General features: G+C 33.5%; 21 protein-coding genes. 15 read left to right on the top strand and 6 right to left on the bottom strand.

The annotated features are described in order from the left end of the window. Nucleotides 1-33: 33 nt before the first annotated feature. Both NFRAN_RS05805 and NFRAN_RS05800 read left to right on the top strand, forming a co-directional pair. Nucleotides 34-819 carry an asparagine synthase C-terminal domain-containing protein gene (locus NFRAN_RS05805; RefSeq protein WP_134483741.1) on the top strand — a complete coding sequence of 262 codons (786 nt, stop codon included), beginning with the start codon at nt 34-36 and terminating at the stop codon, nt 817-819. Between the two features lie 189 nt (nt 820-1,008). Next, a complete protein-coding gene (locus tag NFRAN_RS05800; protein ID WP_134483739.1) occupies nt 1,009-1,368 on the top strand; it encodes a hypothetical protein in 360 nt (119 codons plus the stop codon). A gap of 253 nt (nt 1,369-1,621) precedes the next feature. Here NFRAN_RS05800 and NFRAN_RS05795 read toward each other — a convergent pair whose 3' ends face one another. Further along, nucleotides 1,622-2,761: a hypothetical protein gene (locus tag NFRAN_RS05795; protein WP_134483737.1), complete on the bottom strand. Its 1,140-nt coding sequence runs from the start codon at nt 2,759-2,761 to the stop codon at nt 1,622-1,624. 152 nt (nt 2,762-2,913) lie between these two features. Between NFRAN_RS05795 and NFRAN_RS05790 the strand changes: the two genes are divergently transcribed. From NFRAN_RS05790 to pspAA, 3 genes are all read left to right on the top strand, one after another. Beyond that, complete coding sequence (locus NFRAN_RS05790) at nt 2,914-3,819, top strand: cation diffusion facilitator family transporter (protein WP_172602164.1); 906 nt, start codon at nt 2,914-2,916, stop codon at nt 3,817-3,819. 704 nt (nt 3,820-4,523) lie between these two features. After that, a complete protein-coding gene (locus NFRAN_RS05785; protein ID WP_134483733.1) occupies nt 4,524-5,225 on the top strand; it encodes a PspA/IM30 family protein in 702 nt (233 codons plus the stop codon). Nucleotides 5,226-5,266: 41 nt separating this feature from the next. Next, complete coding sequence (gene pspAA / locus NFRAN_RS05780) at nt 5,267-5,593, top strand: PspA-associated protein PspAA (RefSeq protein WP_425321222.1); 327 nt, start codon at nt 5,267-5,269, stop codon at nt 5,591-5,593. Between the two features lie 168 nt (nt 5,594-5,761). On the opposite strand, the gene pspAB is transcribed toward pspAA, so the two are convergent. Next, a complete protein-coding gene (gene pspAB / locus NFRAN_RS05775) occupies nt 5,762-6,463 on the bottom strand; it encodes a PspA-associated protein PspAB (protein WP_134483730.1) in 702 nt (233 codons plus the stop codon). Then, nucleotides 6,460-7,350 carry a zinc metalloprotease HtpX gene (gene htpX, locus NFRAN_RS05770; RefSeq protein WP_134483728.1) on the bottom strand — a complete coding sequence of 297 codons (891 nt, stop codon included), beginning with the start codon at nt 7,348-7,350 and terminating at the stop codon, nt 6,460-6,462. The genes pspAB and htpX overlap by 4 nt, the downstream gene beginning before the upstream one ends. A 1,367-nt stretch (nt 7,351-8,717) precedes the next feature. Here htpX and NFRAN_RS05765 point away from each other — a divergent pair. Beyond that, a complete protein-coding gene (locus NFRAN_RS05765; protein WP_134483726.1) occupies nt 8,718-9,926 on the top strand; it encodes a multicopper oxidase domain-containing protein in 1,209 nt (402 codons plus the stop codon). A gap of 93 nt (nt 9,927-10,019) precedes the next feature. On the opposite strand, the gene NFRAN_RS05760 is transcribed toward NFRAN_RS05765, so the two are convergent. Both NFRAN_RS05760 and NFRAN_RS05755 read right to left on the bottom strand, forming a co-directional pair. Next, entirely contained in the window at nt 10,020-10,331 is a 312-nt protein-coding gene (locus NFRAN_RS05760) for a hypothetical protein (RefSeq protein ID WP_134483724.1), read from the bottom strand. 124 nt (nt 10,332-10,455) lie between these two features. Continuing rightward, nucleotides 10,456-11,490, bottom strand: a complete 1,035-nt coding sequence (locus tag NFRAN_RS05755; protein WP_134483722.1) for an alcohol dehydrogenase catalytic domain-containing protein — start codon at nt 11,488-11,490, stop codon at nt 10,456-10,458. Nucleotides 11,491-11,616: 126 nt separating this feature from the next. On the opposite strand from NFRAN_RS05755, the gene NFRAN_RS05750 reads away from it, so the two are divergent. The 6 genes from NFRAN_RS05750 (at nt 11,617) to NFRAN_RS05725 (ending at nt 19,023) form a co-directional block, all read left to right on the top strand. After that, complete coding sequence (locus NFRAN_RS05750; RefSeq protein WP_134483720.1) at nt 11,617-11,919, top strand: hypothetical protein; 303 nt, start codon at nt 11,617-11,619, stop codon at nt 11,917-11,919. A gap of 276 nt (nt 11,920-12,195) precedes the next feature. Next, a complete protein-coding gene (locus NFRAN_RS05745) occupies nt 12,196-13,425 on the top strand; it encodes an ammonium transporter (protein WP_134483718.1) in 1,230 nt (409 codons plus the stop codon). 88 nt (nt 13,426-13,513) lie between these two features. Next, nucleotides 13,514-13,975, top strand: coding sequence for a hypothetical protein (locus NFRAN_RS05740; protein WP_134483717.1), 462 nt, complete (start codon nt 13,514-13,516; stop codon nt 13,973-13,975). A 268-nt stretch (nt 13,976-14,243) separates the two neighbouring features. Continuing rightward, complete coding sequence (locus NFRAN_RS05735) at nt 14,244-17,060, top strand: FTR1 family iron permease (RefSeq protein WP_197731135.1); 2,817 nt, start codon at nt 14,244-14,246, stop codon at nt 17,058-17,060. Between the two features lie 74 nt (nt 17,061-17,134). Next, the gene (locus NFRAN_RS05730; RefSeq protein WP_134483715.1) at nt 17,135-17,806 is read left to right on the top strand and encodes a DedA family protein; all 672 of its coding nucleotides are present in this window, start codon (nt 17,135-17,137) and stop codon (nt 17,804-17,806) included. 98 nt (nt 17,807-17,904) lie between these two features. Beyond that, nucleotides 17,905-19,023, top strand: coding sequence for a hypothetical protein (locus NFRAN_RS05725; RefSeq protein ID WP_134483713.1), 1,119 nt, complete (start codon nt 17,905-17,907; stop codon nt 19,021-19,023). Nucleotides 19,024-19,109: 86 nt separating this feature from the next. Here NFRAN_RS05725 and NFRAN_RS05720 read toward each other — a convergent pair whose 3' ends face one another. Further along, nucleotides 19,110-19,748, bottom strand: coding sequence for a cyclase family protein (locus NFRAN_RS05720; protein WP_134483711.1), 639 nt, complete (start codon nt 19,746-19,748; stop codon nt 19,110-19,112). Between the two features lie 604 nt (nt 19,749-20,352). Between NFRAN_RS05720 and NFRAN_RS05715 the strand changes: the two genes are divergently transcribed. The 3 genes from NFRAN_RS05715 (at nt 20,353) to murI (ending at nt 22,106) form a co-directional block, all read left to right on the top strand. After that, nucleotides 20,353-20,718: a helix-turn-helix transcriptional regulator gene (locus NFRAN_RS05715; RefSeq protein WP_134483710.1), complete on the top strand. Its 366-nt coding sequence runs from the start codon at nt 20,353-20,355 to the stop codon at nt 20,716-20,718. Between the two features lie 149 nt (nt 20,719-20,867). Further along, a complete protein-coding gene (locus NFRAN_RS05710) occupies nt 20,868-21,266 on the top strand; it encodes a metal-dependent transcriptional regulator (RefSeq protein ID WP_134485696.1) in 399 nt (132 codons plus the stop codon). A gap of 42 nt (nt 21,267-21,308) precedes the next feature. Then, on the top strand, nt 21,309-22,106 hold the full coding sequence (gene murI / locus NFRAN_RS05705; protein WP_172602163.1) for a glutamate racemase: 798 nt from the start codon (nt 21,309-21,311) through the stop codon (nt 22,104-22,106). The last annotated feature ends 74 nt before the right edge of the window (nt 22,107-22,180 follow it).

Below are 22,180 nucleotides of genomic sequence, written 5' to 3'. Positions count from 1 at the left end.
ATAATTATTACAAATATATTTTGAAGGAATTAAATGATAAAAGTGCTATTATCCGAAGAACTCACTCTCCATTTATATTCTGCTGTTGAAATTTTCGTAAAAGGCGTCGATAAAGTTGTGATTGCATTTTCTGGAGGTGTTGATAGTTCTATATTAGCAAAAATTTGTAAAGATTTAGGAAAGCATGTTTATCTAGTTACCGTTGGTTTTCCCGAATCTCATGATCTTTTATTTTCAAAATCCATCTCAAGATTGTCCGCTTTGCAATTACATCATATAACTTTTGAAATTAGTCCTGTTGATATTGTTAGAGATATCAAGTATGTAAAAGATAAATTGTCATGTAATAATCTTTCTCATATTGAAAATTGCCTTGCCTTTTATCAAATTAGTTGCGTGATAAGAAATAACAACTTGGGCAATTTTTTTCTGACAGCCAACGGCTTCGATGAATTGTTTTGTGGATACGATAGATATAGATCATACTATAATCAAGGTGAGGTCGCCATTAACAAATACATGGAAGAAAAATTGGCAAACGAAGCTCATATGATGAAAGAAATTTCCGAGGTAATAAATGAACTAAGAATAGAATCCTTTCAGCCTTTTCTCTCCGAACCATTTATCAAATTTTGTAAAAATATTCCTCTTAAGCACAAGATAACAAGTTCTAATGATCTATTGCGAAAACATATTTTAAGAGAAGTGGCTCTAAAAATAGGCGTTCCCAAAGAATCAGCTTATAAGCCAAAAAAAGCTATTCAATATGGATCTAATATTCACAAATTTATATCTAAAAACAAGGATCTCTTAGCTTAGTTTATTCTCTTGCTTCTTTCCTCCTGTAAGTTGATATTTTGTTTGTGTTTTCAAAATAACCAACTTATTCGATATTAATTTAAGTCACTCAGAGTGACTCATTATAAGTAGAACCCAAACACCTATTATAATATGGGCAATTATGTTTGTAATCAGTGTAATAAAAAATTCAATAGGAAATGGAATGCTTTGCGTCATAATAGACAGATACATCATGAATTGGCTATAATTCATAATGATACAAATGGATTCGTGTATAAGAATAGCAAGCAATTAAACAGCACAACAAATCCTGATCTTTTATATGAACATGGGATTGAAGAACAAAGTATCATCGATATTTTTGGAAAGTTGATCCTGCCATTTTCAGAGCTAGAAAAAGAATTCGATGGGAATAACGAAAGCGATAAAGTAAAATATCTTAGTATGCTCGTGGTTGGAGCATTAAATAGTCCTGACCCGGTAAAAACGCTCCAAGATACACTGCACTTGATCTGTAAAGGGCAAAATAAAAATTGTATCCTATGTTGCCGAGGCTATGAATCTTAATGTGATTCAGGCAGAGCAATTCCTAAATGATATAATAAAAAGGAGCAAATATTTTAAAAACTATTGTAAACTAAATAGTATTAGGTATTAACTATTTATGTATGACTAGTATTTTTGCTACTTTAAAAGAGCATTTGCAGGTTAATGCCAATCAATTGTCGAAAATAGAAAAACATATTTCTATTTGACTATGCATTTACTTTTGAACTATATTGGGTATATAATCATTTTTTAGGCTGCCGAACCCACTAGATCAAATATTTTTATTATCTGAAATTTGTCTGCTATACAAATACCTCTTCCTCTCTACTTTCATCAAGTATATAATTCCGATTACCAATAAGATCTCTAGAGACTTATCAAGAATACCTGCAAAATCGACATCTTCTGGATGTGCATTTGGTGAAAGGGGAGGAGGAAAAGTAACTGAGTAGATATATAAACCTATTAGAACCAATGAACCTGCTAATCCTATCAAATTTAATATCTTTGATTTTTTATAATATTCTTTTGTGATGAATCTTTTGTCTGTTTTCTTTATAGGTAGTCTGTCGTCGGAAAAAATTAGAAAGATATATGAAATTCCATAGAAGAGTTGCCCCCCAGCTGCAGATATCAAGAATATGCTGTATTCCAACCTCAAAGTTGCATGCCCTGAATAAACCGCGATATGAACTATCGATGCCCCAACGGCCAAAAACAGAACCGAGTATTTTATAAACTCTTCATTTGAAATGGGATTTGTTTTGCTTTTTCTTCTACTAAGATACATCCATGATAAAACTCCGCCAACTATGAAAACAACTCCTAAAATTGAACCATAAATTACGGCAAGGAAAATAGATCCAAAAGATTCTCCTACTGAAATATTAAACACTGCTCTTTCACAATTGCAATTTAAGCTATCCACCAAAATATTTCTAGGAGGGGGAACTGTATTGAGTATTTCATCGGGATTGGCATCAGCATTCAATAGACTTAATACAATTTGATAATTTCCAATTTTGGGAAAGATGAAGGGAACCTGGAAATCTCCAATTTCAACTATGGTCCAAGGAAAAACAGCTATACGTTCATTCGTAAGTGTAGAATATATTTCTACCAAGACTACTTTATTGGTTGTGTCTCTGCCTTGTTTATCTTGTATACTAAATTGAATGTATGCAGTTTCATTGGGTTTTGGATATTCTGGTTCCATTTGTTGAAAAACCGAGATTTCATTTCCTATACCAATTTGTCCGTTATTATAATGTGCTGCATGGCTAAAATGACCATATACTGAGATATAAATCGGTGAAATTACAAGAACTATACAAAATAATGAAAATATTAAAGTGAGAATAACTATTGGAGTTGTAAAAGAACTAAAACGAATACTTCTACAATTAATCAATACTAGTTAATATTAATCGAGTTCTAGTTATAAAAACCTGTAGAGTTACGCAGTTTTGGAGCAAGTTTATAACATTATGTCACTTTAATTTTTTAGTTAATTTGCATAATACCGGAACAGAGATTATTAAAAGTAATCTGAAAATAAGGAAATTGAAAATTGTCCTGGTCTTACTTGCTTCTTATTTAGTTGTCGAAATTCTTACTGGTTTTTATACAGGTAGTCTGGCTCTCATTGCCGATGCTGGACATATGCTTGCTGATACATTTGGAATATGTATTGCATTGATTGCGGCAATTTATAGCAAAAAGGAAGCCACTCCTGTTCACACATTTGGCTTTTTTAGGACAGAAATTCTTGCTTCCTTCCTAAATAGTATAATTTTATCACTTTTGTCTATAATCATAATTTACGAGGCTTATAGGCGAATTTTTGAACCATTAGAGATCCAAAGCTTGCCTATGATTATCGTTGCTATAGTAGGTTTAATAATAAATATTATTGGGATGTATGTTTTACGGGGAGAGTACTTTCATACACATAACAATGAGGATGAAGTTACTCAAAATAAGAAACACACAAATAAACAGGTAATTGAAACAGAGGATCTGAATATCCAAGGAGCTAAGCTGGAACTATTGAGCGATACCATCGGCTCTGTAGGTGTAATATCGGGTGGCATCTTAATAGCAATTACAAGTATAAACGTAATCGATCCTATATTAAGTATTGGACTTTCTTTATTTATATTACCTCGTATATTCAATTTATTGAAAAAATCTGTACATATATTGATGGAAGGTGTACCTTCCAACATATCATACGAGCTTATACAGCAGGAACTATTGAAGATAAAAGGAGTAACAGGAGTTTTTGATCTACACATTTGGAGTATAACGTCAGGTTTACACGCTTTGTCAGCCCATGTAGTTGTAATGGATACTAGCAATTCATACCAAATATTAGATGAGATTAATTCTTTATTAGAAAAAAAATTTAATATCACTCATTCAACCATTCAAATAGAGCGATTTCATCCTATAGATAATAATGAATGAACGTGGATTCAATAGTAGGATCTATCCTGAACCTGAAATATTCCACGTATCGCTTAATATCCTTTAGATAATGATTTGTCTCGAGAATCGATTTAATTTCATTTACCAATTTGATTTTGGTTCTTTTAAATAGTATCACGCCATGTTTCCCCAACAGTCTTACCTTGTCTTTGTTGACTACTATTTTACAGAATCTCTCGTAGTTTATTAAATCAATTTTATTCACTGGATTATCAATTTCTTATCTCCTTGTTGTCGATAGATTCTAATATATTCTAATAGAGGTGGCAAGATAATCGTATAAATTTGACCTAGCAAATAAACGACTAGCTCTGTTTGAATCATTATCAGAATCAATCAATCAACATATTTTCAGTATATCCTTAGTTTCACCCTATTTTTCGTTACCAATATATTTTCTCAGATGATTTAATTTTCTTCAGCCACTTGTTTTTAATGCGTCAAATATACATGTTGTAATAGTAAAATATCTCGTCTCTCATTTGGCTGGTTTTCTGATGGTTACTAATGAAAATATGTTTGTGCCAAAGCTGGTGATCATGTCATAATGTATCCAAATTTTGAAACTAAATAATATTAGCAATGCAATTTTAAGAAGGGCTTTTCATATTTATTTCCCGACCGACGATAAAAATTTACTCAACAAACAATTAAAATAACTTAATCCCTATTTATATAATAGTATGAGTCTTTCTGATAGGATTGTTAATATAATAAAACAAAAAGTAAATAAACTGATAGAAAAACACGAAGATCCTCGAGAAGCTCTTGATTATTCGGCCGTAAAACAGACTGAAATGATACAGAGGCTGAGAAGAGATATCATAGAGATAACGGCTTCAAAAAAACGTCTTGAAATGCAAAAATCACGCCTACAAGATAATATAAAACGATTGGATGATCAAGCGATTTCTGCAGTTAAATCTGGCAGGGATGATTTGGCAAGGCTAGCATTAGAAAGAAAAAATGCAAATTTGTCTCAGATCAAAGATTTAGATAATCAGATTCTGGAAATTCAGAACGAACAGACTAAATTGCAAGAAGCAGAAAGTCGTTTATCCGCAAAAATAGAATCATTCAAATCCAGAAAGGAGATAATAAAAGCAAAATACTCTGCTGCTGAAGCGCAAGTGAGGGTAAAAGAAAATCTTACTGGAATATCAGAAGAAATGTCTGATATTGGTGTTGCTATTAGTCGAGCAGAGGAAAAGACAGAGGCACTAAAATCAAAATCCATGGCTATAGATGAAATGATTGATTCTGGAATGTTAACGGATTATACAAATAGCAAGGACCAGATAGATATGGAATTAGAAAGAGCAGAGTCAAAGGAGAAAGTGGAATCGGAACTAGCCAAGTTGAAGTCCAGTTTGGCTACAAAATAGACCTATTAACAGGTTATGTAATATCAAAAATATTGAATACTATGAACAACGAAATCGAACGAGAATTCAAGACGGTACGCATATTAGGCGGCGGTCAGTTCAAAATAGATCTCGATACTGTAAAAGAGATCAATCAGATAGATAATGAAATGGTTTCTCTACTGCAGAACAACGAAAATAATGAAACTGTGAAAAAGGAATTTGACGAGAAAATAAGGAAAATCTATGACAAAATTAATGAAAAGGGTATAAAAATAGAATTTAAAGAAATCACGGCGTCTGACATAATCATACCTGGATTGGATATCGATCTAAAAAAGGCCAGAGAATTATTTAAAGGCGAAGGTATAATCGATGACTTGTACTAAAAACCTCCTTTGATTCTAGTTTCATAGACCTCATAAATAAACAAACCAAAGAATATGACTGACCACTTTAGTGTTAAAGATGTAATTAATGAAGAATTTTAGCATGCTCAAAAGAGCTACAGAATGTCAGATTGATTCAGATCATGGAAAAGGATCTTTTGCTATGAATTAGAATGGGATATCCTTAATTGGAAACCATTTTGAAAAATCGTTTTCAGTAGGTATAGAATTTTTTAAAATTGAATGTATTTTCATTTCTTTAGACATATCTTTATTTTTTCTCAAAGCAGGGATTAAAGGGTAAAACTTATTAGTCTTGTAATTATATATTATATACAAATCAATCGTGCTCCTATTACTACTGTTCTGCTGATAGCTTTTCGAGTCATACTGGTTTATTTTTACATGTTCTTCTAAAATGGTAGATCTGTCTGCCCAGCTAAAGTCTTTTTCCAAGAATTCGAATTTAAATATCACCGATAGAATCTGTAAGGCAAAACCATTTTCTTCTATAATATCGCCTAATGAAGAAATCGCTGCTGCTATGTTTGTTATACTATTATACTTTAACGTTATATCTTGTGCTGTTATCACGAACCATAGATAACCAAACTTATCTTTCAAAATTTTATATTTGAATTCGAATTCATCCATTGATACTTTTAGAAAATTTTCGCAATCGGCGATTGTATTTCTAAAATGACTTCCATGAATTATTTTGATACAAAGCGAACACATGTTAGCAAATTTTATGTTCATTTTTTCTTCTAGTAACATACTAGCAGATGCCATGGCAAATATTGCTTCAGTGTCGTCCATTTTCATAGTTACAGGTTTTTTACTGCCTAGTAACTTTCTAAAAAATCTCAATACATGGATCTCTCCATACTTAGCAATCTTTCGACTCGTTTCTCTACTGGAGGATGGGTTGCAAAGAGGTTAGCTATTGTCTTTCCGGAGATTGCTGGTACTATGAAGAATGCATTGTATCCTTCAACATGTCGTAAATCTCTGGTTGGTACTTTATTCATGGACCCGCTTATTTTCATTAATGCATTGGCTAATTCAGCGGGTTTGCCTGTCATTTGGGCAGAGCCTCTGTCTGCTGAAAATTCTCTATATCTAGAAATTGCCCTAATTATCAGAAAACTTACAATCCATGTAACAAAGGCAACTGCAATTATGATTAGTATTGCTCCTCCGTTATTGCGGTCTCTTCCTGCTCCATACATCCCTCCAAAAAAACCAAACTGCATTATCTGCCATGCAATAGTTGAAAATAAACTCGCTAGGGTAATAACCATCACATCACGGTTCTTTATATGTGTCAATTCATGAGCCAAAACTCCCTCCAACTCGTCGTAATCCAGTATGTCCATTAAGCTAGAGGTGACAGCCACAACCGAACTGCGCTGTCCTTTTCCTGTGGCAAACGCATTTGGGACTCTGCTATTAATTACAGCGATTTTAGGTTTGTGCATACCATTTGCAGATACTATTCGTTCTATTATTTCGTGTAAAACTGGATATTGTTCTTTCGTAACTATTTTTGCACCCGTGCTCCATAGAACGATTTTATCCGAGAAAAACCATTGACCCAAAATAAAAGCACCGGAAATAATAACTATTGGAATGAAGCCTAATCCTAAATAGTATAAAATTGTAATAAATCCTAGATATAAAATTGTCAAGATTGCAAAACAGATTATGATCCTTGCCGTTAGTCCAGTATCTGTCTTTTGCCACGAATACTTCATATACTATTATAAGTTGAATTTCCTTATTTATCTATGCCATTTTTGATTTAGTAATATTTGAAGTTTGGATAATTGTTATAATGAAATATTTCAGATTGAAATCGAAAAATCAAGTAATATGTTTATTGAAGTCATCTTGACTAAATGATCATCATGTTTTCTAAAAGCGTTCTCTTAAATTGTAAAGTGTAGATGAGAGCCTTGTGGGATTTACTTGCGAATCTTTACCAAGCCCTACTAAAGGTCGACTCTTCTTTAAAAGACGATCTTGATCCTATACATGATACTGGATCTTAACTTACATCAGTGAGAAAGTGCATCACAATAGAAAAATATCTCTAGAATTTGTAGTTAATTTATTATAGTTAGAATTAGTATCGTATTCCATATCTTCGTCTCCAGGTAGCCGTTAATATATTACAAATGCATGGCATTCCCGTAATAACTTGTGGGAGCAAAGCCAACAAATTGCTCTTGTTAATGCGATGATGATATTAGAAGTGATCCAATCATATACTTTCGGAGACCTCGGTCTTGAGTTAACCGTTATGGTATTCGTCCGACCCGAGAATTTTTGTGAATTAAACGTCTTTGTGAAGGGAAATCTATCGTTATAATATGGTGGATATAAGAATTTGGAAAGATCTATGTATAGATGATGATAATTCTAAGGTAGAATTGGGACCTAAAACAAATTTTTTAGAGCCTCACTTAATATCTTGAAACACTGTACAATGAAATCTAAACACAACGACTTGCCTGGATTTCAGATACATATCTATAATATCCTCCTATTTCTATTTCTGAAGTACTTTACATAAATATAGAAGCCTACAATTCCAATTATTAAAATTATTATAATTGGGGCAAAAAAACTTAAAATAACTGCAAAAACCACAACAATTATTAAAATAATCAAGATTTTTAAGAGAAAATCATTGCTGATCATAGTGATATATAGACAAGAAGGTATAAATCTTATATGGAATTTCATATATTCATCAAATTAACTAATTCTGGTATGATCTGATCTCATGATCAAAGCATCTTAGTCTTTCTCATGAAACTAATCATTTCGATAAATTCACAAAGAATATACAAATGAGATTAACGGATATTGAAGCACGATAATCAGTGAAACTTTCAAAATCTTTGATAATTTCAGGAAAAATTATTTAATCTTAACGTAATTCATACAGTATTACGGCTTTTTGCAGTTTTGTTAAACATTTGCAATGTTTGCAATGCAAATTAAATATTATTCATTTACTTGAATACATTATCGAAATTATTATAAATGAAACATTATTCTATAAAATTTTTATGTCCAAAAGGTTTAAAAATATCTACCAGTTAATTTAGCTTCAATGAAGAGTACATTAGCAATTTTTGCTTTGTCAGCTGTTCTTATGTCTGGATTAATTTTACTTCCTGGCATAAACATGAAATCATTTGCAATATCAAATGAGCAAGGTCAATTAACACTGGCCGATATGAACTTCAAAATAGGCGGCGCATTCCAACAAATCTCTACTGAAGAGGCAGAGGAAAGTGATGCTCCAGTAAGAAATGTAACATTTGTAGCTATCGAGAAGAATCTCACATTACCCAGTGGTCAACAAGTTGCCGCATTAACATGGAATGGAACTATCCCCGGTCCAACAATCCGTGTAACTCAAGGTGATGTTTTAAATGTCAATATAATTAATCATCCAAACAATACTTTGATCCACAGTTTGGATCACCATGCTTCAACTATAAGCGCAGTACCTAACTTTGGGGCTATCAATGTAAGTGATTCAAAACAATATTCCTTTGTAGCTACTCAACCAGGATTCTTCAAGTATCACTGTGAAGGAAATAACGTATTGACAATGGATCAACACGTATTCCAAGGAATGGTTGGTGGTGTGATTGTCGACCCACAAGTTGGATACACAGGATATGAAGGTGTAGGTGTTGAAAATGGTACTAACGCTCTAACTACAACCGAAGTAGATGCTGATGCAAAGGAAGTTCAATTACAATTCTCAGAATACTATCTTGATCCATCTGGTCAATATGATGCTGCAGCAATGTTCGCACACCAACCAACAGCTTCATGGATCAATGGTATCCCATTTGGATATGACCCAGTAATCACCAAGACACCTAATGCAACAACTCTATTCTTCAAACAAGGTGACCATGTTAGGTTCTTCTTGCTAAACCATGGTGACTTACCTGTCAACTTCCACATAGTAGGTGAAATATTAGACAGAGTTACCGACGGTAGCATTGTTAGCGGAATAGGCAAACAAACATACACAATAGGTGGATCCAATGATGCAATTGTTGATGTAGTATTTGACCTACCAGGTGTCTATGCATTTGTAAACCATGACTATGCACAATTGTTCAAAGGTCAAGCAGGCTTAATTGTAGTTGATGGACCAGACAATGGTACAAGTGCTTTGTTAGGCTTGACTGATGATGCAAATCCATCCAATGCAATTCCACCAACTGGTGCAAACAGCATTCCAGTGACGGTAAAACCATACATGTTAGGTACACCCCTAGCATGGAATGGCCAATAACCCATTTTTTTAAAATATTAGATTTTTTACAACTGCAATAATATATATAAAAAAGAAATTTATCTGTCCAGTTTTTAGTTTATTTTTTATATCTTATTTTAATAACTCGAGCAATATTCTCTCTATCGTATTAAGTTTTAGTAGCGAGTCTACATCTCCTCTTTCAGCCAAGACCTGATAAATTTCAAAGATATTGGCTAATGCTTCTTTAATTTTTGCATTTTTCTGGGTGTCTATGGCTTTAGGAGTAGTGGTAGTTGTTGAAGAAGTGGACGTATTATTAGGATTCGTGGGTGTTTCTAAAATATCTAATTGTGCATGAACCAGCTGATTGATAGGGTACATGGAATTACCTGCTATGAAAACAGCTATCAATACAATAGATATTTTGCCTAGATTATTCATATGTTATCAATATTTTTTCTTGTTATAAAAGTAATACCTTGGTTAGTAATTTAAGATGTATCGTTATAATTCCAATTGAGTAATTGTATTATACTTTCTTAGTACTAAAGTTTATCAAAATAATTTATCCACCATTTTCTATTATAATACGGCCCTCTCTGTTCTTATCAAAGACTTTTTCAATAGCTTTTTTCGAGTCTTCCAAAGAATAGCGTTTCCAAATTTTAGTCTTAATGTTATTTTCCTTTACTATTTCTATCAGCCTGTTTAATCCTTTAACTGATCCGCCAGTAGTGCCTTTTATTGTGATCTGATTATTATAAAGCAATCTACCATCTGTTAATAAGTTACCACCAGTCAGTACTCCATATGTAATAATCGTACCCAACTTTCCTACCAAATTCATTCCTTGACTCCAAGTTTTTTCTCCAAGAGAATTTATAACTAGGTCAATCATTCTCCCATTGGTAACACGAGAAATGTTTTCTTTTAAGGATGCATTATTTTCCAATACAAGATCAGCTCCGTATTCTTTAACCCATTGCTTAGAAGAAATGGATATTGTTTGAGCACCCTTTATCTTGCCAATTTGTGAACAAAAAAGGCCTGTATTGCCAGCACCGCCAAATATCAATAGAAAATCGCCTCTTTTCAATCGTGATTCTTCTATAGCATTGAGTGCAGTAAGTCCGCCAATTGGTAACGCAGACGCAATGTCCCAACTTATCTCGTCAGGAATTTGAATTACATTGTGATGAGGGACTTTGATATATTCTGCATATCCTCCATTTGTTATTACTCCTATCATTCCGCCATTAATACAGTGCATTTCCATATTGTTTCTACAGTATTTGCATGTTCCATCAAATAATCTATTGTATACTATTACACGGTCACCTTCGATAAGTTTGGTTTTTACTTTAGAACCCTTTTTCTTTACTATCCCTGCGACCTCTGTACCTGGTATATGTGGATAAGGGGATATCTTCATTTTAGGACCGTCTAATCCATGTATTCCAGTAACAGTGTAATAATCTATTGGATTAACACTCATGCATTTTGTTTCAATTAAGATCTCGTCTTCTCTTAAATCGGCTAATTGATAATCTGAAAATACAAGGTTTTCTATACCTGGTTTCGAATAAAAAAGAGCTTTCACTTTATGATCTAATGATAGTTTATTATATAAATTTGGTACATTTTTTTCAGATTGCTAAAGAATAGTGAGATTTTATCTTTGAGATTCTTTCAAAATTTAAAAATATATTAATTAATTAAACTTGGTATGAATGGGTATATTGTTATCGCAGTTATATTTACGCTAGGCCTTTCCATGTTTTACGTACCGTTAGGCTATGCCCAAGATAACAAAGATAGCAGCTTTACGTATTACGAGCGGACATGTAATAATGACACATGTGTAGTAACCACATGCGGTGCTGACAAGTCGTGCTCAACTACAGATGCAAATAATGCTTCTAATGATAATGAAGCAGAAGAACCAGGGACCGAAGGAGGAAATTCCAATCCAAAAACCTTGAATGTGACGAAATTCTGGGAGAAATTTATGGATTTTGGACAAGATTAGTAGTATAAAATAATTTATTTACTATTTGACCTAAATGTAATTGGTTTTAGTTCGTTCTTTCTAATATTAAATGAAGTTTATTGTTATTTTTATATTATTTACAATCGAGAAAACATATATGCACAATTTACCTATATTCTCCATTCTTTTATTAATCAATACTGTTAATCAAAAAATCAAAACTTTATGATAATTTTATTAATATCCGTGTTTTAATTAAAATTATTAAACAAAAAAGGAAAAACTTTATAATCTACTGTAAACCTTTTGTGACCGTTGGCAATAGATACTGGTGATACCACGTGGATGTTAGTCGCCACTGGGTTAGTATTTTTGATGACTCCTGCTCTGGGTTTTTTTGAGTCGGGATTAATCAGATTAAAAAATTCTTTATCTGTAATCATGCAAACAATAACTGGCATGGCCCTGCTATCAACAATGTGGTTTATAGTAGGCTTTACATTGGTATTTGGGCCAGATGTTAGCGGTGTTATAGGGGACCTCTCCAATTTCTTCTATGAGAACGTGCCATTTAGTGAGGCTATGGATATAGCGCCCACCATACCAGGAGTTACATTTGCTACTTACCAAATGATGTTTGCAGTAATCACACCATTGCTAATTACAGGAGCATTTGCGGAGCGTGTTAGATGGAGCGGCTTTATTCTGTTTGTCATACTCTGGAGCTTGATAGTTTACTATCCACTTGCTCACTGGATATGGGGTGGAGGTTGGCTAGCTCAACTAGGTGTTTATGATTTTGCTGGCGGTATAGTTATCCACGTTAGTGCGGGTATGGCGTCCTTGGCGTGTGCACTTGTACTGGGCAGACGCAAAGGATATGGACCAGAGATTATGGTTCCTCATAACCTGCCACTTGCTGCCATCGGTGCAATGCTTTTGTGGTTAGGATGGTTTGGATTTAATGCAGGTAGTGCTTTAGCTTCTGGACAATTAGCGGCTAGTGCATTTTTGGCTACACAGATAGGTGCTGCTACGTGTGCGCTTGTATGGGTGCTGATAAGCTGGGCCCGAACAGGAAAGCCTACCGTCAGCGCGGTAATAAACGGTGGAATTTCTGGTCTAGCAGGTATTACTCCTGCAGCTGGTTTTATTACCGGACAGTCTGCATTCTTCTTGGGTATTGTTCTTGGATTGGCATCCTATTATGGTATCGTCTTAATTAAAGAAAGATTGAAGATAGACGACGCGCTAGATGTAAGCTCAGTTCACGGTATAACTGGTATTACTGGAGCACTATGGATAGGATTATTTGCTACCTCCGCAATAAATTCTGCAGGTCCAGATGGTCTATTCTATGGTAATCCCATGCAATTACCGATTCAGGCGTTTGGAATTGGAGTTGGCGCTGTTTTGGCTTTTGTGGGCACAGTGGTAGTACTAAAGATTATTCAATACACAGTTGGCCTTAGAGTTTCAGAAGAGGAGGAAGATTTGGGTCTAGATATATCTTATCACCAGGAGGTGGCGTACGAAAACAAATAGATATATTCTTCAATCTAAATTTTTTTATTAAAATGTATAACTAAATCTTAACATATTGTTTTTATAGTATATATTTGATTTTAATTTGATGCTTACTACACTAAAAAATCATAAAAGTATTGTGATGCTTTCTGCAGCACTTTTTACCATTACTGTGCTATTTTCGGGCATCTATACATTTAATGGCATAAATGCACAATCATTGGAGAAACTAACAATTAATTTTAATACGCTTACATTTGGGCCATCTACTTCTAATCCTTTAAACCAGGTATATTCGCTGGTAGACTATCAGATCAAGGATCTCTCTCTTTTAGGTACTACCATCAATGGTGAAATGAAAGTATATGCGCCAAATGGAACGCTTATAAAAACATCTGCTTACAGTAACGGGTTTACACCAACCGATGAATCCGGAACTGTCCAATTTAGAACTGCAATTCCTGATCAATCTTTAACAAATGTCCTTGTTAATGTTACTTTTACAGATCTCAACAGAACTCAGCCTATATCAAACACAATTTCTTCTGGTGTTGCGGTGACTCCATAATTAAATATTTCTATTTTTTATAATCTATTATGGATAAATTTTTTAGTTTGTAGTATATTTCCTATATATCATAGTAATTTTATTCAAAATTTTATCTGTTTATTATAAAAGTTTTATTAAAGATCTGTCATAGTTAACAGATTCACTTGATAATGTTTAAATTATATTGGATATAAAGTTAGGGAAGCCTAATGTTATTTCCGCTTAACTATTGTTTTAAAGTTTCGGTTGAAACCATCTTAGAATTTAATGCGAGGGACAATAGGAAATGGTAAAGATTCTTGCATTTTTCATTACTTTTGTGCTCGTTCTAAATATATCTCTTAGTAATGTATTGGCACAATCCTCCACATCCAGTGAAACATCGCCCCCTATTTCTAACGAAGATCTGTTATTATTGAATCTAAATTTAAACAGAATTGAAACTCAATTAAATATTCTTTTGGATAAAATAAATAACAATAATAATTCTTTCTTGTTTGAACATGCCTATATCCCACATTCTGTTATCTATCCCTCAATAAAACCACTTGCAATATCTTTAGACGATAATTTGGCCAAGAGTTTAGAGGCTAACTTGACTGATATTGGTATAAATTCTAGATCTGCTCCTGAGTCATCGATTCTGCAATCTGAAATTGTGGACTCTTTAAACTTGGTTAACGACTTTTACTCCAAATTAAAGGGCTCATTACCGGCTCAAGATTTTTCCATCCTTGAATCCCAAACCATGTCCTACCTGCTTAGAGACGCTTACAATTCATACAGTATTTACCTCAATTCTTCCAACTTACTTGATCCAGAGTCTGCAAATTTTGCGATGATTGATTATGAGAATACATTAGGATTGTTAAATCAATCCAAGACGATATTTGAAATTTTGAAACCAAATATGACAAGTGCAAAATCTGACGAAGTAGACTATTTCATTTCCAGTATTAATAATTTGGTTGCATCTAAGAGTGGAGATGTTTCAGAATTTTTGAGATTGGTTACGGCAATAGAAAATGATCTAAATGAGTCAAACAATATTCGTATCCAAGATACTTCCAAGAGCCTTGATTCATCTTTGCAAGCTTATTATGATAACATAGACACATTACTAAATAATGCACTTTCTTCACTCCAAAATGGTGATTACGTTGCTGCAGACAAGAATGTATCTTCTGCATATCTGGATAATTTTGAATATCTAGAAGCTCCAATAGAAAAAGTGAATTCTACTCTTATGCTACAAATTGAAACAAACATGAGGGAGAACCTGCGCGACATGATCCAAAATAAAACTTCGTTACCTGTTATAGAGGCCTATATCTCTGATATAAAAGCAGATCTGGAAGTTTCCAGACAGCTGTTAAGTACAACTTCCTCTGGTGGTGGTGGTGGAATTGATTCATCTTTGCAAGCTTATTATGATAACATAGACACATTACTAAATAATGCACTTTCTTCACTCCAAAATGGTGATTACGTTGCTGCAGACAAGAATGTATCTTCTGCATATCTGGATAATTTTGAATATCTAGAAGCTCCAATAGAAAAAGTGAATTCTACTCTTATGCTACAAATTGAAACAAACATGAGGGAGAACCTGCGCGACATGATCCAAAATAAAACTTCGTTACCTGTCATAGAGGCCTATATCTCTGATATAAAAGCAGATCTGGAAGTTTCCAGACAGCTGTTAAGTATTAGTAACAGTGCCTCGTCAGCAAATCCGGGAAATCAAGCGCTTCCCTCGGCTTTTGTGGCAAATACTGCTAATATTGACTCACTGAAGGAGGGATTTGGAGTTTATACTGGTGAAAGACGAGATATGGGAAACGCCACAGAGGACTTCAAAGTACAGGTTCGTAACGATATAGATACTATAAGGGTAAAATTAGATCAAGTCATAAGTCTAGTCAATCAAAACGAATCATCTGAGGCTTTGGCTACTGCCCGATCTGCTTATCTTGATAGTTATGAAAATATAGAGATTCCTCTGAGACCTATCGATCCTGATTTTACACTTGAAATGGAAATAAAATTTGCAGAATTGCGTAATCTTATAACCGCTAACGCTCCTCCAGATGAGATTGTTTCTAAGGTGTATGAGCTAAAGAACGGACTTGATGAATCTGAACGGTTTGTTCAGGGTATAGGTGTTGTTGCTCCTGCTATAGCATTTTCTTCTTCATTTTCAATTATTTTTAGAGAAGGTCTGGAATCGGCTTTGATCATTGGTGCTATACTTACGTACTTGGAAGCCTCCAGAAATGAAAAGTTCAAAAAACACGTGTATATTGGAATTATTCTTGCCATAGGTCTTACTGCCATTACGTGGATGGTAGCAGAATTCATAATTGATATTTCTGGTGCTCAAAGGGAGCTCATTGAAGCTATTGCTGGAATTTCTGCTGTGGCTGTGCTGTTCTGGGTAAGTTTCTGGGTACTAAACAAGATCGAGACTAAAAAATGGATTGAATTTGTGAAGGCAAAAGTCTGGCAGGCTACTGCTACTGGTAGCTTTATGGTATTTGTTCTACTAGCATTCTTCACTGTATATAGGGAAGGATTTGAAACTGTTCTATTCTATCAAGCGTTGTTCTCATTCGCAAAATATATGGAACTCTACGTACTGGCGGGGATGGTAATAGGGTTGGCCATTATCATTGCTGTTGTATTTATCATTCGCAAGCTAGGAAAGAAACTACCCCTGAGGGTATTATTTGGACTAACCATGGGAGTTGGAGCATTTATGTCGATCACGTTCTTAGGCAATGCACTCCGTGAATTTCAAGAGCTTGGATGGATTCCAACAACACATCTTTTGGGCATAATCCCTAGATTTGATATTAATGTAGCAACGATGACTGGTATCCATCCAACACTAGAGACTGTTATTGGACAGTTGATTCTACTTTCTATCTATGTTGTAGGGTCGCTGTATATTCTATTCATTCAACCTAGACGACAACAAAAAATAGCTTCCATGAGAAAATCTGTGGCAAAAAAAGAAATGGAAAAGGAAAAGAGGGAGACAAGCACCGCAATAACTGACAATGCGAGAAAAAACCTAGATAGAGATCTTGAAGACGTCTAATAATTTCTTAATTTTATGAAAAACTTGCTAAAATTAAGAAAGTAGTTATATTTGTTAATTCAATATTTGCTTGATTGATTGATATACAAGACCTATATTCTTTTTATAGTGGTTCAGGCTATATAGGTATATTCTTAATCAGCTTTATTGGTAGTATTATTCCATTTATTCCAGTACCATATTTCCCCGTTTTAGTTACTTCTGGCCTGGACAAGAGTCTTGATCCGAATCTAATAATCTTGTTAAGCGCAATCGGTGCAGTTATGGCTAAGACAATAATATTTATTGCTAGCTATTATGGGCGCAACATTCTGAGTAAAAAGACAAAAACTAGGATGCTTCCTCTTCAGAAACTGCTGAGTAAATATGGTGGGATAGGGGTTTTTGTTGCTGCTTTGACTCCTATACCTGATGATTTGGTCTATATTCCTCTTGGGATAGCAAAATATAGTCCATCCAGATTTGCGTTTTTTACGTTTATAGGCAAGTTCTTAATGGGTGCAATAATTGTTTGGGGTACAGTTTATCTGGGTAGACCAATAATGGAGGGCTTTTTGACCATGACTGATTCTAATGATCAATATTCTGCAATATTGATTGCAGTGTTGTCGGTAATCTTGCTAGTTTTGGTTCTATTTTTTGCTTTTAAATTTGACTGGGCCAAAATAATTGGAAAATGGTTTCCTTGGGCTCTCGACAACTCCGATACAGAATCCGATCATGACAATAATAAAAATAAAAAATAATATCGAATTTATTATGTAATTTTTTGTTAGAATATTTTACAATTAAATTATTTTCTAATGTTTAATAACAAAAAAATACCTTTATAGAGTGTCCAACAATGACTGGCAATTCAAACACTGATTTCAATGTATTATTTAAAAAGGACTTTAAACAACTAGGGATTAATTGGGTCGAGGACATTACAGAAAATGATGATTATCTTGTTATGATGATGAATGACTTTAAAAATTTGTTTCCTGACGTTAAGGTTGTAGATCAGCACCTTATTTTATTAAAAACAATAACAATCATGATCCAAACTCAAAAGTTTGTCCTAAAAAAAAGCGATGTATATGATTTCTTTATAATGTCATACAAGTTCCTTGCAAATCATTTAATTAAGAAACAGGTTAATTCAAATTCAATTCCCTTTACATTATCCACTTATGATAATGTTGTTTTTGAAATTTGTAATGATATTCTACATGACTATGATAATTTTCCTGATAGTGTAAAAGTTCAGTTCCCGAATCTGCTTGTAGATGTTTTGTCTATTATATTCTTAAAGACTAATTTAGAAGGTAAAAGAATTTCACTATTTCAGATAAAAACTTACTATGAATCTAAAAAATCTTCACTGGTTTCCAGTAAATACTCTTATGCAAACAGAGATCTTGCTTCGTTGGCGAACAAGCTAGGAAAGAAATCTGTAGAGTCACTAACCGAAAACTCAGATAACGTCGTAAATTCGTCAAAGCAAAAATCACACGATACTGTTGCAAGAGAAGATGATAGCCGTCATTTCTCTACCGCTAGTGAAGATGATGCCAAAATGCTTATGATAGAAGAAATAGTTTACAAGATAGCACAAATTGTTAATAGAGATCCTGCTCAAGTTAGAAATTCATTGTCCATGTTACCTGGAAAGGAAATACAAAAACTATATGACATATGCAACAACTACAACAAGATTCAGAAGTACGGCAAATTAATTGAATTAAAGGATTTCAAGCAAGAGATTGAAGCTGAACTAGGACGTTCCTTGTCTGATAAACAAGTTAGGCATTCACAAATTTCAATTAAGAAGGTGCAGTTTTATATTGAAAATATATTGGATGGCAAATTTGAACCCCATTTAACACATGGTATTAACCATGTAAAACATAACTTTGAATATGGTTATAGATTAGTAGGATTAATTAGCAATACAAAGTCAAAGAATAAGAAAGAAAATTGAGTCGTGGACTTTTTTTATCTTGTAAACTGTTATTTTCTCTTTGCACTATGCGATGTGTTTTTTGAATGTTTAGACGTATGCAAGTATTACTCTACTAGGGCTACTGCTCTAATAGGTGATCCAGAACAGTTTTTGAGTTTCAGGGGAAGTGCTATTAGAGTGAATTTCTTATTTAATAATTTGTCTAGATTCATTAAATTCTCCAAAATAGGAATATTGCTTTCGCTAAAAATTTTGTGAGAATTAAATTCTTCGTCTGAGCCTGGATCGATATTTGGACTATCTATTCCTATAAGATTTATTTTGATTTTTACCAGATATTCAGCCGCTGCTTTCGATAGACCAGGACTCTTATCGAAATATTTGTCTGTATTTTTATATTTTGACCAATCAGTGTTAATTAATATGGAATCTTTTTCCTCAATTTGTTGATTGACGAGATCATCAATTTCTATTTTTTCATCATCTTTCTTTTCTATTCTGAGAACTCTTATTTTATCTTGAATTATTAGTTTGTCAAGAGGGATATTTTCTACAGTGCAGCCACCGCTTTTAAAATGATAGGGAGCATCGATATGCGTTCCAATATGAGTACTACTAAAAATCACCTCAGAGGCATACTTATGAGATCGATGGTTAGACCATTGCAATAAACTGACTCTCGGTGAACCCGGAAATACTTGAGTGTCTTCATCAATTTCCTGTGTTAAATCAACTATTTTCAACTATTTTCAAGAGGTGTTTTTCAATCGTTGTATTTAGCATTATTTGTGCTTTTCGTGAATATTATATTTTTTTGATAACTAACCTTTATTGAATTACTCATTTTGTTCTTTTTGTTAGGAACCATAAGTATCTCGACTTTGATTAATTCGATTTCTATTTTTCGTATTTGTTCGTAAGATATACTCATATCAATGTACTGTGTCCCTACATCGGGAACTATTGAGAGATAAAGATTGGTGAATAAACTTTTGAAAAAGTAAATTTATTGGAATTTAGAATTGCTTATGAAGTAAGAGATAAATCTTATTATTATCACGTTGGTATCTGTAGGTTTGCCTGATGATCAAGTGAGGAAATTAGAAAACTAGAATTTCAGCGTATTTGCCATTGCCATTGCCATTGCCATTATCGTTCTTGGATATTTGGAACTTGTATGATGATAAAACTAATAATTATTTTAACATAAACCGAAAGATTTTCGTATTTTCAGTTAGGCCCTAATTGGTCTATGATTTATGGTTTATTGATGCATAATCTATAGGATATAAGAAAAATATAACACCGTTTAAATATTAGGGACCCCTAACAATTAGGTAAGCCTAAATGATGTTCACTGACCAAATGTATTTTTCAACACACGAAAATAAGAATAATGCATCACTTCTATTAAAGGAGCTATTTGATGGATTTTCTTACAAAATAGTAATGTCTATTATTGAGGATTCAAAAACTGTATTTGAAATTTGCAGGGAAAATGATCTACCCATCAGCTCCACTTACAAAAAAATAAGAAAGCTCAAAGATCTTGGGCTCTTGATTATCGATAGAATTGTAATTAATGAAAAGGGAAAAAAGGTCGTATTTTACAAAAGTAGGATTCAGTCTATGGAGCTTGTATTAAATAAAAAACAAGTTGTCCTGAATTTGAAGAAAAACGAGAAGAGTCTGCCGCACTTCATTGTAACATGAGTTTTCTGAAAAATTTCTTTTTAATCACAACATAATCAATAAAGTTAAAAATTAATACATTGTAATTATATACGTTGTCTGCATATTCAAAAAACACTGGACTCTCTGAACAATTGTATGTAGGTACGGCGGAAGCCGAGCATGTCGAAATGTATCTAAAGGCAATGTGGTCTATTTTGGAGAGTGGGCAAGAGTTAAAGGTTAGCTCTATAGCCAAGATCTTAAATGTAACTCAACCTTCCGTCGTTCAAATGCTTCATAAATTAAATGATTCACTCCTTATCGATTACAAGAAGGGATCAATAGTGACCCTTACAAGTGAAGGAGAAAAGATAGGAAAACAAATGATACGTAACACACGCTTATTAGAAGTACTTATGAAAGACGCCCTCAAGATTGATATTGATGAAGAAATGGTTTGTGGAATAGAACATCACATGAAAGATATCTTTACTGATGCTCTTTGTACCTTATTAAAACATCCAAGGATATGTCCTCATGGATATCGAATACCTGAGGGTAATTGTTGCACTAATAATAGTAGATAATCATTTCAAACATTTTTAGTTCCATTATGTATTTTATTATTTGTGCTTTATAGACCCATTGCTGTATTTGATTCAGGGTTAGGATCCTTATCTGTTGTTAGAGAGATAAGAAAAATCCTTCCGACTGAGAACATTCTCTACTTCGCAGATAAAATGAATTTTCCATACGGGGTAAAGACAAAAGATGAGCTAAAAGGCATTATGGCAAAATCAATCAAATTCTTAGAAAAATATCAGCCCAAATTAATAGTAATGGCATCAAATACTCCTTCAATCCAAATATTTGATGAGATAAAGAATAATTTCTCGACTGCCATTATTTCAACCCGACTGCCGTTAAAAAAAACTATCAATCTAACTAGAAAAAAGCATATTGCAATAATGGCCTCGCGAGGAACACTCATGAGCAAAGAATTCGATTATCTATTGAGAAAGGAAGTTCCACAACAGATTTTTGTTGAAAAAATAGATTCTTCGGAAATAATTAATCTAGTTGAGGAAGGAACGTTTTTATTTGATCACAAATTAACACACCAAAAAATCAAGAAAGTAATTAAACCATATATAAATGATACAATTGATGTGGTAGCTCTATGCAGTACTCATCTTCCTCTGGTCAAAAATTATCTTGAAGTGATTTTACCATCAATTAAACTCGTAAATTCTTCAACCGGAGTTGCACATGATGTAAAGAATTATCTGAAGTATGTAGGGGATTTGAATAAAAATGGTACTGGCAGACTTGAGATCTTGGTATCTGCTGATAAGAATAATTTTCAATCTATCCTGCGCTATATGGGCGTTCGCGAATTAATCTTTGACGTATCATTACAGCTTTAGCGCTTTTTTGGGAGCATTTAAATTACATGACATTCATGCATTATTCGTTTTTCGAGGTTCAATGACAAAGAGGG

Source organism: Candidatus Nitrosocosmicus franklandus (genome assembly GCF_900696045.1).
GTDB classification, from domain to species: Archaea; Thermoproteota; Nitrososphaeria; order Nitrososphaerales; family Nitrososphaeraceae; genus Nitrosocosmicus; species Nitrosocosmicus franklandus_A.
This window is presented reverse-complemented; position numbering and strand designations above follow the sequence as displayed.

Bases quoted from the DNA above. Each gene is read 5' to 3' on its own strand.
- NFRAN_RS05735 (WP_197731135.1), top strand. From the start codon at position 14,244: ATGGTAAAGATTCTTGCATTTTTCATTACTTTTGTGCTCGTTCTAAAT.
- htpX (WP_134483728.1), bottom strand. From the start codon at position 7,350: ATGAAGTATTCGTGGCAAAAGACAGATACTGGACTAACGGCAAGGATC.
- pspAA (WP_425321222.1), top strand. From the start codon at position 5,267: ATGAACAACGAAATCGAACGAGAATTCAAGACGGTACGCATATTAGGC.
- NFRAN_RS05750 (WP_134483720.1), top strand. From the start codon at position 11,617: ATGAATGGGTATATTGTTATCGCAGTTATATTTACGCTAGGCCTTTCC.
- NFRAN_RS05715 (WP_134483710.1), top strand. From the start codon at position 20,353: ATGATGTTCACTGACCAAATGTATTTTTCAACACACGAAAATAAGAAT.
- NFRAN_RS05725 (WP_134483713.1), top strand. From the start codon at position 17,905: ATGACTGGCAATTCAAACACTGATTTCAATGTATTATTTAAAAAGGAC.
- NFRAN_RS05785 (WP_134483733.1), top strand. From the start codon at position 4,524: ATGAGTCTTTCTGATAGGATTGTTAATATAATAAAACAAAAAGTAAAT.
- NFRAN_RS05710 (WP_134485696.1), top strand. From the start codon at position 20,868: ATGTATCTAAAGGCAATGTGGTCTATTTTGGAGAGTGGGCAAGAGTTA.
- NFRAN_RS05805 (WP_134483741.1), top strand. From the start codon at position 34: ATGATAAAAGTGCTATTATCCGAAGAACTCACTCTCCATTTATATTCT.
- NFRAN_RS05765 (WP_134483726.1), top strand. From the start codon at position 8,718: ATGAAGAGTACATTAGCAATTTTTGCTTTGTCAGCTGTTCTTATGTCT.
- NFRAN_RS05740 (WP_134483717.1), top strand. From the start codon at position 13,514: ATGCTTACTACACTAAAAAATCATAAAAGTATTGTGATGCTTTCTGCA.
- NFRAN_RS05760 (WP_134483724.1), bottom strand. From the start codon at position 10,331: ATGAATAATCTAGGCAAAATATCTATTGTATTGATAGCTGTTTTCATA.